Raw genomic sequence first — 15,183 nt, 5'->3', positions numbered from 1 at the left:
CGGGGCACAAGCATACACTAAACCGGTTGCCGGTGCAGTGGACGAGGGTGGAGAAGCAGCGGTCAAAAGGCTTTTTTCAAGCTGATTTGGGAAATCAGGTCGGTGAGCGACAACACCAGCGTGGAGCGAACCATCTGCTGATAACGCTGTTGCTGCATACTAATCAGCAACCGATCCGTCGGGTCGCCGCCAGCGGGCAGGGGCGGCTCGGCGGGCAGCGCGCTGACGCAGTGCAATTCGCCAATCGGGCCGAGAATTTCATCATCGGTAAAGCGGTAATCACGCTCGTCGTGCGTCAGCTCTTCACCCAGCGCCATCAGCAATTCGGCATCCTCATACTCATTACGGCTGATCATCCCCAATCCGTAAATCAGCTTGAGGCGCACGGAAAGCGCGCCCAGCGGACCGCTTCCCGTCATCAGCGGCTCAACCGCATATTTTACCGCATAGTCATCCTTGCGAAACACCTGCAACATCAGGATGCCGGCCGCCTCGGCCAACAGCTCAACGGCCCGCAGCATAAAGCTGCGCACCGTCGTCGCCGCATTCAGCGTTTCCAGCACCCGGTTTTCAAACGCCTGAGTTTCTTCCATCGTCCCTTCTCGTACCTTTAGCCCGCGCACAGATCGCTCCCACCTCCGGTAATATGACTCGCCGGCGAGTACGGCGACATCGATTATATCCGACATCGCCTGTTCCCAACGTCAAGGTTGCGAACGCCCGCGGGAATCAGGCCAAGGCAAAACCTGCCCTGTGCCGAGACGCGCCGCTCAACGCATGGCGTTATACACATTCACCGCCTGCGCGACAACCTTACTGTCGGCGTCCAGACCGGAAATCTGCGCCAGCGCGGCCTGCGGCCCCAGTTTTTGCAGTAGTGCGGCCAGTTCCTGCGCCTGCGGATCCTGCTCGCTGCGGTAATGCATCGCCGCCGCAATACCGATAATCAGATTGTCGTGCGGCAGCTGATATTCCAGCGTGCCCAGCAGCGGCTTAATCAGCCGGTCGCCGGCGCTCAGCTTGCGCAGCGGCTGGCGCCCCACGCGTTCCACGTCATCGTGCAGGTAGGGATTTTCAAAACGGCCAAGGATCTTATCGATATAGGCGGCGTGTTTATCGGCGTCAAAACCGTAGCGTTTAATCAGCACCGCGCCGCTCTCTTCCATCGCCCCTTTGACCACGGCGCGCACCTGCGGATCGAGAATGGCGTCGCGGATGGTCTGATGCGCGACCTGCCGGCCCAGATAGGCGGTAATGGCATGACCGGTGTTCAGGGTAAACAGCTTACGCTCGACAAACGCCATCAGGTTATCGGTCAGCTCCATACCGGGGATGGCCGGCGGCTCACCGTTGAACTGGGTCCGGTCAACAATCCATTCGCTGAAGGTTTCCACCGTCACCGCCAGCACATCGCTGCTGCCGGCCTCGGAAGGCGGCACGATACGGTCGACCGCGGAGTCGACGAATCCCACGTGCTCCACCACCCACTCCAGCTTATCTTGCGGCAGCAGTTTCAGCACATGCTGCTTAAGCTGGCTGGTGCCGCGCACCATATTTTCACAGGCGATGATATTCAGCGGCCGCGCATTGCCGTTATCCTGACGTTGCACCAGCCCCTGGGCGATGGTCCCGGCAATCTTTTCCAGAATCTGCGGCCCGACGGCCGTGGTAACCAGATCGACGTCGGCAATCAGCGCCACCGCTTCCTGGCTGCCGCTGTGAACCGCGCTCACGTTACTGACGGTTTCGGTCTGGGTTTGCTCTCCCACAATACGCACCTGATAGCTTTTGCGACTATTCAACGCCTCCAGCAGCGGCTGGCTGACGTCGGCGAACGTCAGTTCGATATTGGCGTCGGCCAACAGCTTGCCGATGAATCCACGGCCGATATTACCGGCACCGAAATGTAATGCTTTCATTATGCTTACCCTTTTAGAACGAAGAAAAAAGAGGCCGCCCGCGGGCGGCGCTGCCGTAGACTCAGGCGTTCTTTTTGCCGGACAGCAGGTCAAGCACTTCCTGCGCGTCCTGGGTATGCGTCAGACGTTCAATCACCGCCTCATCATCCAGCGCATTGGTCAGGCTGGTAATTACCTGAATGTGCTCGTTATTACGGGCGGCGATACCGATAACCAAACGCGCGATATCATCCTCACTCTCGCCAAAGCGCACGCCGTCGGGATACTGGCAGAACACCACGCCGGTTTTCAGTACCTGGTCTTTCGCTTCGATGGTGCCGTGCGGCACCGCAATGGATTCGCCCAGATAGGTGGAGGTCAGCTTTTCACGCTCCAGCATGGCATCCACGTATTCCGGCTTGACGAAGCCGCCTTGCACCAGCTGCTCGCCGGCAAAACGGATGGCCTGCTCTTTATCCGCCGCGTGCTGATTGAGGAAAATATTCTCGGCGCCGAGCTGGAACAGATTTGGCGCCGCGGCGGCGGCGGCCGGCCGGGCAACCGCCGCGGGCTGGTCAGCGGCTTCGCTCTGCGCCGCGGCAAGACGCGCCACCAGATCGCTGTACAGCTGGCTGTCGAGGAAATTGGTCAGCGAGATATGCTGCGCCTGCGGCGCATGGCGCAGGGCGCGTTCGGTGAGATCGCGGTGGGTAATCACCAGATCGACATCGTCCGGCAGGTTGTTGATGGCGCTGTTGGTCACCGAAATATTGCTTAGCCCGGCATCCTGCACTTTTTTGCGCAGCACCCCGGCACCCATGGCGCTGGAACCCATGCCGGCATCACAGGCGACGATGATTTTACGCACCGTGCTCAGGTCGCCGCTAACGCCGCCATCGGCGCGGTTTTGGCCCCTGGAGGTCGCTTTCATATCCTGCACCCGGCGGGTGGCCTCGTTAATATCTTCCTCGCCCTTGTTTTTGCTGCTTTTCAGCAGAATGGCGGAAACGACGAAGGAAACCGCGAAGGCCGCCGCAATCGCCACTACGTTGGCGAAATAGGCGCCTTTCGGCGTCATGGCCAGTACCGCCAGAATAGAACCCGGCGACGCCGGAGAGATCAGGCCGCCGCCCAGCAGGCTCAGCGTGAATACGCCGGTCATCCCGCCCAGGATCACCGCAATAATCAGCCGCGGGTTCATCAGCACATAAGGGAAATAAATTTCGTGGATGCCGCCGAGGAAGTGGATGATCGCCGCGCCCGGCGCGGACTCCTTCGCGTTGCCGCGGCCAAAGAACATATAGGCCATCAACACGCCCATACCGGGGCCTGGGTTAGCCTCAATCAGGAAGAAGATGGATTTCCCGGTCTCCGTCGCCTGCTGAATGCCCAGCGGCGAGAAGATGCCGTGGTTGATGGCGTTGTTGAGGAATAGAATTTTTGCCGGTTCGACGAAGATAGAGGTCAGCGGCAGCAGGCTGTTGCGCACCATCACGTTAACGCCGGCGGCCAGCGCCTGCGAGAACACCTCGACCAGCGGACCGATAGCCAGAAACGACAGGATCGCCAGCAACATACCGATAATGCCGGCGGAGAAGTTGTTGACCAGCATTTCAAAACCGCTTTTGATTTTGCCGTCAACCAGGCCGTCGAAACGTTTAATCGCCCAGCCGCCCAACGGACCGACGATCATGGCGCCGAGGAACATCGGAATATCCGTACCGGCAATCACCCCCATGGTGGTGATCGCCCCGACCACGCCGCCGCGTTCGCCAAACACCAGGCGACCGCCGGTATAGCCGATCAGCAGCGGCAGCAGATAGCTAATCATCGGCCCGACGAGTTTCGCCAGCGTCTCGTTGGGGATCCAGCCCGTAGGTATAAACAGTGCGGTAATAATACCCCAGGCGATAAATGCGCCGATATTGGGCATCACCATGTTGCTCAGAAAGCGACCAAAGTTCTGAACTTTGATCTTGATATCTGGTGAAAGCATAAAAACACACCCCTATTGAGACGCGCTGACAATAAGAGCGCGTGATAATTATTGTGAGACGGTATAACGTCTATCCGCCGGTGTTACTGTATGTAACGCGGACTCTAGCACTCCGTTTCAATAGCGCAACATGGCGGCATTTTTGTGACATAAATCACACAAACACCCCACATCAACGATACAAACGGGTGACTCAGTTCACAAAAAAAGATAAAAAATTAAAAAAACGGCAAGTTTTGGGATGGCTTTCACGCCACATATGTGATGGGCATCACATTTTAGAGATGGGCATTTGTTTGTTTTATGCGACGCAAATCACAATTTATTTTCATTGCGTCGCCGGATTAGACGTATGGCGGGGTAATTACGGGCGGAGAATACCGTTCACTCCTTTCAGCGCAGTCATTAAATTCCGTTGCTGAATCGGCAGGTTGGCGATCAGGCTGTTGTATTGCGCCACCTGCTGGGGCGTATGAAACTGAACCGTTGCTTCGCTGAACACCACCCGATCGCCCTGGGCCTCAAGGTAGTCCCCCACCTGAATCAGACTTTGCGCAAAGGCGATGGCGCTGGGGACGAGCGGCAACAATACGTTGGTCGGCTGCGTGACGGTCCGCGCGTACAGCCGTTCATAGGCGACCTGTAATTCTTCCGGCTGTTTGAGCGCGCGGCGGGCGTTATCCGCCTGGGCTTTTGCGGCCTGGACCTGCTGCCCCAGCAGATTCATCGCCCCGATGGATTGCCGCAGGTTGTCGCGCTGCGACAGATAATCCCGCGGAACGCGAATACGGGAGATCTGCTCCAGCAGCGGCGTCAGGCTCCCCGCCACCGCTTGATTCACCTGCTGGGAAAAGGTGGTCAATACCGCGTAGTCATTGATAAAAGGGCCGAAGCGCTTCTTTTGCTCTTCGGTCAGCGCCGGTAATTTTCCATCCTGTTGCAGTTGGACGCTTTGCAGAAAATCGGTAAACGCCCGGCGTTGATCGGCCTCGGAGTCACCGCAGCCCGCCAGCTGCAACGCCATAAAAAACATCAGTGCCGGCAGCAGCCAGCGTGAACGATATTCCATCAATCCTTTCATTCCGTACCCCTGTTTTGCATGCTTGTCGATCGTTGTGGTTTTCGCATAGAGAACACGCCGCAAGCGTGTTTCGGATAACCGTAAGCATAGTCGAATCAGTCAGTTCATGCCGCAGGGCGCAAAGCGGTGAACACCCCGGTACGCTTGCCGCGACGGCGTTTCAAGATGATGGCGGACGGGATCGCCGAGGCGGAATTGCTTCAAAAATGAGCAATTCATTCATATTGGTGCAGCGGAAGAGAGGGTTTTATGCCGGCATGGCGAGAAAAATATATTCAGACCTTAATTAACCCTGATTTAAAAATTAAAATCCCGCTATTTCTTATTTGAAAGATAAAAATTCTGCCAGATTTCGATATTTTCATGGCTTGATTTTTGCTGATCTTGCTTACCCTCTTTTTCAGGTAAGGATGGATCATGGAACTCACTTCTTATTCCAGTCAGCAGAATGGTTTCCGTTGCGCCTCGCATATTCAAGAGCTGGCCCAGCACAGTCAACTCCTTACCGACTGGTCATTACGCTATGACCAGATCTCCCAGGGCCGATTCGAGGGCGACATTAAAGAAGCCTGGCTGGATGGCGTGCAATTTTACGAAGAACGGCTGTCGCAATCGGTGTTTCAAAGCGGTGAAGGCCGCGCGGATACGCTCTGTTTAGGGGTATTCAACGCCCTGTCGGGCGAAACGCGCTGGATGGGAAAAAATCTGACGCTGCAGGATGTGACCTGGTCTTACAAGCGCGGCGAATTGATGCTGCAAACGCCTGAATACTCTTCACTGCAGGTATTAAGTATCCCGCTTTCCCTGATCCCGGACATAATCGATGAATTACCGCACGCCGTTTACGCCGTCAGGAACGATGCGCTGGCGTCGCGCATCAGGCAACAGATAACGGCAATGCTTCACAGCATGATAGAGCATCCGCTGCAGATGGCGGAAAAGCAGGCCAGGCTCCAGTTCAAGAGCGACATCAGAGGATTGGCGTTCTCCTTTTTTGACGTGATCGGCAAACATCCCCCGGCGGTAAAACATTCGCGCCAGAAAGCGCAGCGCGTTGTGGCCAAAGCGCAGGAAGCGCTGATAGCCAACCGGGACCGGCCGCTGACCATGGATGAGCTATGCCTTATGACACACACTTCCCGCCGCACGTTACAGAACTGTTTTGAGACGGTGACCGGGCAAAGTCCGGCCGTTTTTCTCAAAAACATGCGGCTGAACGGCGTGAAAAGGATGCTGGTTATGGGTAACGAAGCCTCGAATATCAGCGAGATCGCTTCAAAATGGGGGTTTTGGCACCTGTCTCAGTTTACCGTCGATTATAAACGTCTGTTCGGCGAACTGCCGTCCCAGACCCTTAAAGCCATTCGCTGCCCCGGCTGAAATGTTTGCCAGATTTCGATAACGGCAACGTCCCACTGCTTCATAGACTGGCCATGATCCATCAGCAAGGGGAGGGGAACATGGCAAAGCACAATTTTCCGCAAGAAAATCGGTATCCGCAAAAAAATCAGCTTCAGAAAGGCAGTCTCGGACTGTGGTCGGTCATCTTTTTCGTCATTGCGGCCGCCTCGCCGTTAACCGGGGTTATCGGGGGGTTGCCCGTCGCCTTTATGGCGGGAAACGGCGCCGGCGTACCGGGCGTATACGTTCTGGCAGGAATATTGCTGATCGTTTTCAGCTTCGGATTCATCGCCATGAGCCGCTACGTGGTCAATGTCGGCGCGTTTTACGCTTATATCGCCCAGGGACTGGGTACCCGCTGCGGCATCGCCGGATTAGGCATCGCCCTGCTGGCCTATACGGCGATACAACTTGCCGTCACGGCCATGTTCGGCTTCTTTTTCTCGCAGTTCCTCCACGTTCAAACCGGGATGGCTATTCCCTGGTGGCTGTTTTCGCTGGCCATGCAGATTCTGGTGGTGGCGCTGGGCATCGCCAAGGTCGAGCTGGGCGGCAAGGTGCTCGGGGTATTGATGCTGCTGGAAGTCGGTATTGTGCTGCTGGCGGATATCGCTATCTTCACGCGCCCGATCGCCTTCGAGTTAAGTTCATTCAGCCTGGCAACCGTATTTCATGGCGATATCGGGATCGCCATGATCTTCGCCATCTGCTCTTTTGTCGGATTCGAAGCCACGGCGATTTACTCGGAAGAGTGCCGTGAACCGGGGAAAGTCATCCCTCGCGCCACGCTGTTGGCGGTGACGTTGATTACCGCCTTTTTCGCCCTGACCGGCTGGGCGTTCGTGCAGTATGCCGGTTCGGCAAACATAGCGGCGATGGCGGCAAAGGATCCGGGCATGTTCGTCTTTAGCGTGACGGAGAGCGTACTGGGTCCCTGGGCGATCCATGTGATGTCCGTCCTGCTGCTGACCAGTCTTTTTGCGGCGGCGCAGGCGTTTCACAATACCCTTTCACGTTATTTATTCGCCATCAGCCGCGACGGCCTGGCGTGGTCGAAACTGGCGAAAACGCACCCGAGGCACCAAACGCCCTATGTGGCAAGCATTGCTCAGGGCGTCTTTATGTTTTGCGCGACGGCGCTGTTTGCCCTCGCCCGGCTCGACCCGATGGCGCACGTCTTTTCCTGGGCGTCGGCATTGGGCAGCATGTCGATTCTGCTGTTGCAGCTTTGCGTTTCCGTCGCGGTGGTCGTCTATTTCCTGCGCCACACATCACTGCGGGTTTCCCTGTGGAGCCGGCTGATTGCCCCCGTTATCTCGGCGTTCGGCATGTCGGCGGCGCTGATCATGGTGGTCGGCAACCTTGACGTATTGAGCGGCTCCGCCTCCCCCGTGGTTTCATCCCTGCCTTATCTGGTGCTGATCGTCGCATTGGGCGGCTTTCTGGGCGCGCATTTTTTGCGCCGTCTGAATCCGCAGCGCTACTCGCGAGTAGGTCAAATCGTCGAAAGCCTTTAATAACTTTTCACGGAGTATTGCTATGACTATGTCGAACACCTCCGCCGGGAATAGCGGCTACCGCTTCTGGCACCCCATGGCCCACCCCAACGACTGGTCGGGCCGCGATCCGCTGCGCATCGTCAAAGGCGACGGCGTGTTTGTCTGGGACGACAAAGGCCGGAAAATGCTGGATGGCTTTGCGGGATTGTGGTGCGTCAACGTCGGCCATAACCGCCCGGAAGTGAAAGCCGCCATCGCTAAACAGATGGATGAGCTGGCTTACTACCAGTTGTTTGACGGCGTGAGCCACCCTGCGGCGGAAAAGCTGGCGAACAGAATCATCCAGTTGACCCGGCAAGAGAACATGAGCCGCGTACTTTACGGCATGGGCGGGTCGGACGGCGTGGAGACGGCGCTAAAGGTCGCGCGTCAATATTGGATATTGCGAGGCGAACCTCAGCGTACCCGTTTTATTTCGCTGAAAAATGCCTATCACGGCGTCCATATGGGGGGAACCTCGGTGTCCGGGCTGCCGGTTTATCGCCTGAACTACGGCCCCATGCTGGAGGGCTGCACCCAGATTGAATCACCCTGGCTCTACCGCAATCCCTGGAACTGCGACGATCCCATTGAGCTGGGCAAGCTGGTCGCCGCCCAGTTGGAGCGTGATATTCTTTACTACGGTCCGCAAACCATCGCGGCGTTTATCGCTGAGCCGATACAGGGCGCGGGAGGCGTCATTGTTCCTCCGGCCAACTTCTGGCCTTTGGTGCGGGAAGTGTGCGACAGGTACGGCGTACTGTTGATTGCCGACGAAGTCGTGACCGGCTTCGGCCGCAGCGGTTCGATGTTCGGCTCCCGCGGCTGGGGCGTCAAACCCGATATCATGGTGTTCGCCAAAGCCCTGACGGCGGGCTATGTACCGCTCTCGGCCACAGTGTTCAACCAGCGTATTGAAGAGGCCTATCTGGAAAACCGTGATGCCCGCGGCCTGCTGATGACGGGCTACACCTATGGCGGTCATCCGCTGGCCTGCGCGGCCGGGCTGGCGGTGCTGGATATTGTGGAGAACGAAAACTTGCCGGCTAACGCGGCGCATATGGGGGAATATTTACTGGGCCGGCTGCAATCCTTCGAGCAGCGCTTCCCCTCCGTTGGCGACGTGCGCGGCAAAGGGTTGATGATCGCGCTTGATCTGGTTGAAGATAAAACGACCAAAGCCTCCCTGGCGGCCGATAATAATCTGGCCTTTCGTATCACCGAGGCAACCCGCGATGCGGGGGCGGTAGTTCGCCCGGTGGGTCCGAAACTGGTTCTGGCGCCGCCGCTGGTGATTGATAAAGCCGGTTGCGATCTGCTGGTATCGGCGTTGCAAACCGCGTTTGAACGGCAGGATGGATAAACAAAAAACGTCCGCGAGCGGAAAGCGGCTCGCGGACGTTAACCGTTGGCGCGAACGGCGATTAATTGCCGTAATAGGAGACGGTATACAGTTCCTTCATATCCTCCACTTTAGGCGCGCCGGGATTGGTCAGCGTACAGGGATCGGCCAGCGCATTGCTGCTCATGCGGTCGAGCACCTTGTTGAATTTCTCTTCGCTGAAATCCACTTCATCGCATTCGCGCAGCGTGTCGGGAATATTTAGCCGGTGATTCAGATCGCGGATGGCGGCGGCCAGATTGATAATGCCAAAGCGTTTTTCAATCAGCTGATATTTATTGGTCCAGTGGCTGTTGTACTGAATCACGTACGGCAGCATTATCGCGTTGGCCAGACCGTGGGTAACGCCGAATTCGCCGCCGAGCTTGTGCGCCAGCGAATGGATAATCCCCAGAGAGGCGTTGGTAAAGGCGATGCCCGCCAGCGCAGAGGCGTTATGCATGTGGAAACGGGCCTGCATATTGTCTGGCGACAGGTAAGCGGTTTCCAGATTCTCAAACACCAGCCGAATGGCTTCCAGCGCGTAAGGATCGGTAAACGAGGTCGCCGCGGTGGACACATAGGCTTCCAGCGCGTGGGTTAACACATCCATCCCCGAATAGGCGGTAATGTGCGGCGGACAGGTTGCCGGGATGGCCGGATCGAGAATGGCGATATCCGGCACCATATCCGCCGCCACGATAGGGTATTTAATATGGCTTTCCGTATCGGTAATCACGGAAAAGGCGGTAATTTCCGAAGCCGAGCCGCTGGTGGAAGGAATGGCGACGAATTTGGCCTTGTTGCGCAGCGGCGGCATCGAGCCTACCGGCAGAATATCCTCCAGCGTCAGATGCGGATGCTCGTAGAAACACCACATGACTTTCGCCGCGTCAATCGCCGACCCGCCGCCAATCGCCACGATCCAGTCCGGGTTGAATTCCAGCATGGCTTTGGCGCCGCGCTGCACCGTCGCCACGGAGGGATTGGGCTCCACGTTATCAATCAGCAGGCACTCTATTCCCGCCTGCTTGAGCAGTTGCTCGGTTCTTGCCAGGAAACCGTGGCGTTTCATCGAACTGCCGCCGGTCACGATCGCCGCCCTGCTCCCCCGCAGGGTCGCCAGCCGCTCCAGCGCATTTTCACCATAGGTGATATCACGCGGAATAGAGAAATTAATGAAGCTCATAAACAATCTCCTGTAATTGAAAAACTATTAGATTCATAAAAATAAAATAGCGTTACAGTCGACCTACAAGCGTTAACGTTTTCACCACAGACAAGGATGGCGGATTATTTTATATTTTTATGCGCCATATAAAGTCGAAAAACTATGCGTTATGAATATAAGCCGACAGTAACTTTACCCTTTAAAATAGTGTGGCATTCAATTTTATCGCCGAATGTAAACGCATCGTATTGTATTTTATGCGTCCCGCCATATGGGTATTATAAGCATAGTCAGAAAAAATGAATTGTGACCTTGATTATGTTTTAATAAAAATGAAAAGGCGAAAAAAAACGCAACATGCTGATTTATAATGTTATTTAAATAAATAACTTAAATAATATTAATTAAAATCCGCACGAAAAAATAAATAACGCATGGAGAAAGTATTATTGAACAATGGGAAGGGGTTAATTTTATGCTATTAAAGGGGAAAGTTAATGTTAATAAACCCGTACTGAACATTTAACTAATGCCAATGCTCAGGACGGGTTTTAATTATAACGGCGGCTAATTATTGCAGAACAGAGATATCCGCCACTTTCAGGAACAGATTTCGCAGCTCATTAAGCAAGGTCAGGCGATTAACGCGCACCCGTTCATCCTCGGCCATCACCATCACCTGTTCAAAGAACGCGTCAACCGGTTCACGCAGCGCCGCCAGCTCCACCAGCGCTTCCTGATAACGTCCTGCGGCGAACAGCGGCTCAAGCTTGTCGCGCAGCACCACCACGTGCGTCGCCAGCCTGATTTCCGCCGCGTCTTTCAATACCGACGCATCAACACTCGCTTTCAGCGTATCGCTGGATTTCGCCAGAATATTGGAAACGCGTTTGTTGGCGGCAGCCAGCGCGGCGGCGGCGTCCAGGGTACGGAAATGGCTCACCGCCTTCACCCTGGCGTCGAAATCCGCCGGGCGGGTCGGACGACGCGCCAGCACCGCCTGAATGGTATCCACGCTGTGGCCCTCTTCCTGATACCAGGCGCGGAAACGACCGAGCATAAACTCGATCACCTCATCCACCGTCCTGGCGTTGGTCAGCTTGTCGCCATACAGGCGCACCGCTTCTTCCGTCAGGGTTTGCAGATCCAGCGGCAGTTGCTTTTCGACGATGATGCGCAATACCCCTAACGCCGCGCGACGCAACGCAAACGGGTCTTTATCCCCTTTCGGATGCTGGCCGATGCCGAAAATCCCCGCCAGCGAATCCATCTTGTCGGCAATCGCCAACGCGCAGGCCACCGGGGAAGAAGGCAGGTCGTCGCCGGCGAAGCGCGGCTGGTACTGCTCATTCAGCGCCACGGCAACGTCTTCCGCCTCGCCGTCGTGACGCGCATAGTGCATGCCCATCACGCCCTGGGTGTCGGTGAATTCAAACACCATATTGGTCATCAGGTCGCACTTGGACAGCAGCCCGGCGCGGGTGGCGTGATTCACATCCGCGCCGATCTGTTCGGCAACCCAGCCCGCCAACGCCTGAATACGGTCGGTTTTGTCGCGTAATGAGCCGAGCTGTTGCTGGAACAGCACCGTTTCCAGACGCGGCAGATGATCTTCCAGCCGTTTTTTGCGGTCGGTATTGAAGAAGAACTCGGCGTCCGCCAGACGCGGCCGCACCACTTTTTCATTACCGGCGACAATCTGCTGCGGATCGCCGGATTCAATGTTGGCGACGAAGATAAAGTTCGGCAACAGCTTGCCGTCGTCGTCGTAGACCGGGAAATATTTCTGGTCGCCCTTCATGGTATACACCAGCGCTTCCGCCGGCACGGCGAGGAATTTCTCTTCAAATCTGGCGGTCAGCACCACCGGCCATTCCACCAGCGAGGTCACTTCCTCCAGCAGGCTGTCGCTCAGATCGGCGTTGCCGCCGATATTGCGCGCGGCCTCTTCGGCATCCGCTTTGATTTTGGCTTTACGCTGGTCGTAATCCGCCACCACCTTGCCGCGCTCCAGCAGAATGGCAGGATATTGATCGGCATTGTCGATGGTGAATTCCGCCTCGCCCATAAAGCGGTGGCCGCGCAGGGTGCGGGCGGAATCAATACCCAGCACCCGCCCTGGGATCAGTTCGTCCCCCAGCAGCAGGGTCACGGTATGCACCGGACGCACAAACTGGGTTTCTTTGTCGCCCCAGTGCATCAGTTTCGGGATCGGCAGCTTAGCCAGCGAGGCGTTGACCATACCCGCCAGCAGCGCCTGAGCCTGCTCGCCTTTGACATGCGCGCGGTATAACAGCCATTCGCCTTTATCCGTCGTCAGACGTTCGGCCCGATCGACGGTGATGCCGCAGCCGCGCGCCCAGCCCTCGGCCGCCTTGGTCGGCTTGCCGGCGGCGTCAAACGCCTGGGCGATCGCCGGGCCGCGTTTTTCAACGGTACGATCCGGCTGTGCGGCGCTTAAACCGGGCACTTTCAGCGCCAGACGGCGCGGCGCGGCAAACCACTTCACGTCGCCGTGAGTCAGGCCGGCGGCATCCAGTTCCGCGGTGAAATTGGCGGCGAAAGATTCCGCCAGATTACGCAGAGCCTTCGGCGGCAGCTCTTCCGTGCCGATCTCCACCAGAAAAGTCTTGTCAGTCATGGCTGCCTCTTAGCTCTGTTGCTTATTGCACACGTTCTTGTTACACAGGGGGAAGCCCAGCGCCTCGCGGGAGGCGTAATAGGCTTCGGCTACCGCTTTGGTCAGGGTACGAATACGCAGGATGTAGCGCTGACGCTCGGTAACGGAAATCGCTTTACGCGCATCCAGCAGGTTAAAGCTGTGCGCCGCTTTCAGAATGCGTTCGTAGGCCGGCAGCGGCAGCGGTTTTTCCAGCGCCAGCAGGCGCTGCGCCTCTTTTTCGTACTGCTCGAAGCAGTAGAACAGGAAATCGACGTCGGCGTGTTCAAAGTTGTAGGTGGATTGCTCCACTTCGTTTTGATGGAACACGTCGCCATAGGTGGTTTTGCCCAGCGGGCCGTCGCTCCACACCAGATCGTAAACGCTGTCCACGCCCTGAATATACATCGCCAGACGTTCCAGACCGTAGGTGATCTCGCCGGTGACCGGCTTGCACTCCAGGCCGCCGACCTGCTGGAAGTAGGTGAACTGCGTCACTTCCATACCGTTCAGCCACACTTCCCAACCCAGCCCCCAGGCGCCCAGCGTCGGGTTTTCCCAGTTGTCTTCCACAAAGCGGATATCGTGGATCGTCGGGTCCAGCCCCAATTCTTGCAGCGAACCGAGGTACAGTTCCTGAATATTATCGGGCGAGGGTTTAATCACGACCTGGAACTGGTAATAGTGTTGCAGACGGTTGGGGTTTTCGCCGTAGCGGCCGTCGGTGGGACGGCGGGACGGTTGCACATAGGCGGTGGCCATGGGTTCCGGGCCGAGCGCCCGCAGACAGGTCATCGGATGAGAGGTGCCGGCGCCGACTTCCATGTCCAACGGTTGAACAATGGTACAGCCCTGGCGCGCCCAATAATCCTGTAGCGTCAGGATCAGGCCCTGGAAGGTCTTGGTATCAAACTTTTGCATTTGGATTCGCACGCGATACAAGTGGATTTATAGTGAATGCGCCAGTATACCCTCTGAAAGCGAGATATACAGCCAGAATGCGGCAACAAGTTTATATCGACGGTGATTTTTCAGGCGGGCGCAGGGAAAGCCGGGATGCCCGGCTTTATTGCTATACGCCCCTCTGCACGGACGCCTCAGCCGCTGAACACCGTTTGCAGCATCTTCAGGCTGAGCAGCAGCAGTAGCCCCGCAAAGGCTTTCTTCAGGGTCGCCACCGGCAGACGGTGCGCCAGGCGGGCGCCGACCGGCGCGGTGAAATAGCTTACCGCCGAAATCAATACCACCGCCGGCAGGGAAACATAGCCGATGCTGTACTCGGGCACGCCGACCGCCGACCAGCCGTTGATCATGTACCCCAGCGCCCCCGATAGCGCGATAGGCAGCCCCACCGCGGCCGACGTGCCGATCGCCTGCTGAATGCGCACGTTGCACCAGGTGAGAAAAGGCACGGTCAAGGATCCGCCGCCGATGGCAACCAGCGCGGAAATGCCGCCGATGACCAGGCCGGCCAGCGAAATGCCCGCGGTGCCGGGCAGATGACGCTGCGGCTTCGGCTTGATGTTCAGCACCATTTGCAGCGCAATATAGGCCATAAAGCAGGAGAAGAAGATCGCCAGCGTACGCGTCGGCAGCAGCGTCGCCAGCCAGGTGGCGGCGAACGTACCGATCAGGATAGCGGGGGTTATGCGCCAGACCACCGGCCACAGCACCGCCTGATGCTGATGGTGGGTGCGCAGGCTGGAAATGGCGGTAATCACGATCGCCGCCATTGACGTTCCCAGCGCCATATGCACCAGATGTTCATTTTGCACGCCCTGAGCGGCAAACATCGCCGTCAGAACCGGCACCATAATGCCGCCGCCGCCAATCCCCAACAGCCCGGCCATAAAACCCACCACCGTCCCTAAGGCCAGATAGGCCAAAATCCACTCAACCGCCATTCCCCGTTCCCCAATCTGTTCGTTGTTATGGTTATCGTCGTCCCGGCGCCGGTTTCCGTGAACGTCGGCAGTAAAAGCTGGTTGCTTATACAGCGGCTTCAGTGCAATGATCGTGCGGCGTAATGAGCGACGCCACTATCAATATCAACAACGG

General features: G+C 57.0%; 11 protein-coding genes. 3 read left to right on the top strand and 8 right to left on the bottom strand.

Features of this window, described 5'->3' with window-relative positions:
• Positions 1-62: 62 nt before the first annotated feature.
• The 4 genes from DDT56_RS01290 to DDT56_RS01275 form a co-directional block, all read right to left on the bottom strand.
• Entirely contained in the window at positions 63-593 is a 531-nt protein-coding gene (locus tag DDT56_RS01290; RefSeq protein WP_136164699.1) for an MltR family transcriptional regulator, read from the bottom strand.
• A 177-nt stretch (positions 594-770) separates the two neighbouring features.
• A complete protein-coding gene (locus DDT56_RS01285; RefSeq protein ID WP_136164698.1) occupies positions 771-1,919 on the bottom strand; it encodes a mannitol-1-phosphate 5-dehydrogenase in 1,149 nt (382 codons plus the stop codon).
• 61 nt (positions 1,920-1,980) lie between these two features.
• The gene (locus tag DDT56_RS01280; RefSeq protein WP_136164697.1) at positions 1,981-3,894 is read right to left on the bottom strand and encodes a PTS mannitol transporter subunit IICBA; all 1,914 of its coding nucleotides are present in this window, start codon (positions 3,892-3,894) and stop codon (positions 1,981-1,983) included.
• Between the two features lie 364 nt (positions 3,895-4,258).
• Complete coding sequence (locus DDT56_RS01275; RefSeq protein ID WP_246856695.1) at positions 4,259-4,975, bottom strand: DUF3053 domain-containing protein; 717 nt, start codon at positions 4,973-4,975, stop codon at positions 4,259-4,261.
• A 417-nt stretch (positions 4,976-5,392) separates the two neighbouring features.
• On the opposite strand from DDT56_RS01275, the gene DDT56_RS01270 reads away from it, so the two are divergent.
• From DDT56_RS01270 to DDT56_RS01260, 3 genes are all read left to right on the top strand, one after another.
• Positions 5,393-6,355 carry a helix-turn-helix domain-containing protein gene (locus DDT56_RS01270; RefSeq protein WP_136164696.1) on the top strand — a complete coding sequence of 321 codons (963 nt, stop codon included), beginning with the start codon at positions 5,393-5,395 and terminating at the stop codon, positions 6,353-6,355.
• Positions 6,356-6,435: 80 nt separating this feature from the next.
• Complete coding sequence (locus DDT56_RS01265; protein WP_136164695.1) at positions 6,436-7,893, top strand: APC family permease; 1,458 nt, start codon at positions 6,436-6,438, stop codon at positions 7,891-7,893.
• A gap of 22 nt (positions 7,894-7,915) precedes the next feature.
• Positions 7,916-9,277, top strand: a complete 1,362-nt coding sequence (locus DDT56_RS01260) for an aminotransferase class III-fold pyridoxal phosphate-dependent enzyme (RefSeq protein ID WP_136164694.1) — start codon at positions 7,916-7,918, stop codon at positions 9,275-9,277.
• A gap of 61 nt (positions 9,278-9,338) precedes the next feature.
• Here DDT56_RS01260 and DDT56_RS01255 read toward each other — a convergent pair whose 3' ends face one another.
• The 4 genes from DDT56_RS01255 to DDT56_RS01240 form a co-directional block, all read right to left on the bottom strand.
• Entirely contained in the window at positions 9,339-10,484 is a 1,146-nt protein-coding gene (locus DDT56_RS01255; protein ID WP_136164693.1) for an iron-containing alcohol dehydrogenase, read from the bottom strand.
• Between the two features lie 553 nt (positions 10,485-11,037).
• The gene (gene glyS, locus DDT56_RS01250; protein WP_136164692.1) at positions 11,038-13,107 is read right to left on the bottom strand and encodes a glycine--tRNA ligase subunit beta; all 2,070 of its coding nucleotides are present in this window, start codon (positions 13,105-13,107) and stop codon (positions 11,038-11,040) included.
• A gap of 9 nt (positions 13,108-13,116) precedes the next feature.
• Positions 13,117-14,046, bottom strand: a complete 930-nt coding sequence (gene glyQ, locus DDT56_RS01245) for a glycine--tRNA ligase subunit alpha (protein ID WP_009110875.1) — start codon at positions 14,044-14,046, stop codon at positions 13,117-13,119.
• Positions 14,047-14,222: 176 nt separating this feature from the next.
• Positions 14,223-15,029, bottom strand: coding sequence for a sulfite exporter TauE/SafE family protein (locus DDT56_RS01240; RefSeq protein WP_136164691.1), 807 nt, complete (start codon positions 15,027-15,029; stop codon positions 14,223-14,225).
• Positions 15,030-15,183 lie beyond the last annotated feature (154 nt).

Source organism: Brenneria corticis (assembly GCF_003115855.1).
GTDB classification, from domain to species: Bacteria; Pseudomonadota; Gammaproteobacteria; order Enterobacterales; family Enterobacteriaceae; genus Brenneria; species Brenneria corticis.
This window is presented reverse-complemented; position numbering and strand designations above follow the sequence as displayed.

Bases quoted from the DNA above. Each gene is read 5' to 3' on its own strand.
- glyQ (WP_009110875.1), bottom strand. From the start codon at position 14,046: ATGCAAAAGTTTGATACCAAGACCTTCCAGGGCCTGATCCTGACGCTA.
- DDT56_RS01275 (WP_246856695.1), bottom strand. From the start codon at position 4,975: ATGAAAGGATTGATGGAATATCGTTCACGCTGGCTGCTGCCGGCACTG.
- DDT56_RS01270 (WP_136164696.1), top strand. From the start codon at position 5,393: ATGGAACTCACTTCTTATTCCAGTCAGCAGAATGGTTTCCGTTGCGCC.
- DDT56_RS01265 (WP_136164695.1), top strand. From the start codon at position 6,436: ATGGCAAAGCACAATTTTCCGCAAGAAAATCGGTATCCGCAAAAAAAT.
- DDT56_RS01255 (WP_136164693.1), bottom strand. From the start codon at position 10,484: ATGAGCTTCATTAATTTCTCTATTCCGCGTGATATCACCTATGGTGAA.
- DDT56_RS01290 (WP_136164699.1), bottom strand. From the start codon at position 593: ATGGAAGAAACTCAGGCGTTTGAAAACCGGGTGCTGGAAACGCTGAAT.
- DDT56_RS01240 (WP_136164691.1), bottom strand. From the start codon at position 15,029: ATGGCGGTTGAGTGGATTTTGGCCTATCTGGCCTTAGGGACGGTGGTG.
- glyS (WP_136164692.1), bottom strand. From the start codon at position 13,107: ATGACTGACAAGACTTTTCTGGTGGAGATCGGCACGGAAGAGCTGCCG.
- DDT56_RS01285 (WP_136164698.1), bottom strand. From the start codon at position 1,919: ATGAAAGCATTACATTTCGGTGCCGGTAATATCGGCCGTGGATTCATC.
- DDT56_RS01260 (WP_136164694.1), top strand. From the start codon at position 7,916: ATGACTATGTCGAACACCTCCGCCGGGAATAGCGGCTACCGCTTCTGG.
- DDT56_RS01280 (WP_136164697.1), bottom strand. From the start codon at position 3,894: ATGCTTTCACCAGATATCAAGATCAAAGTTCAGAACTTTGGTCGCTTT.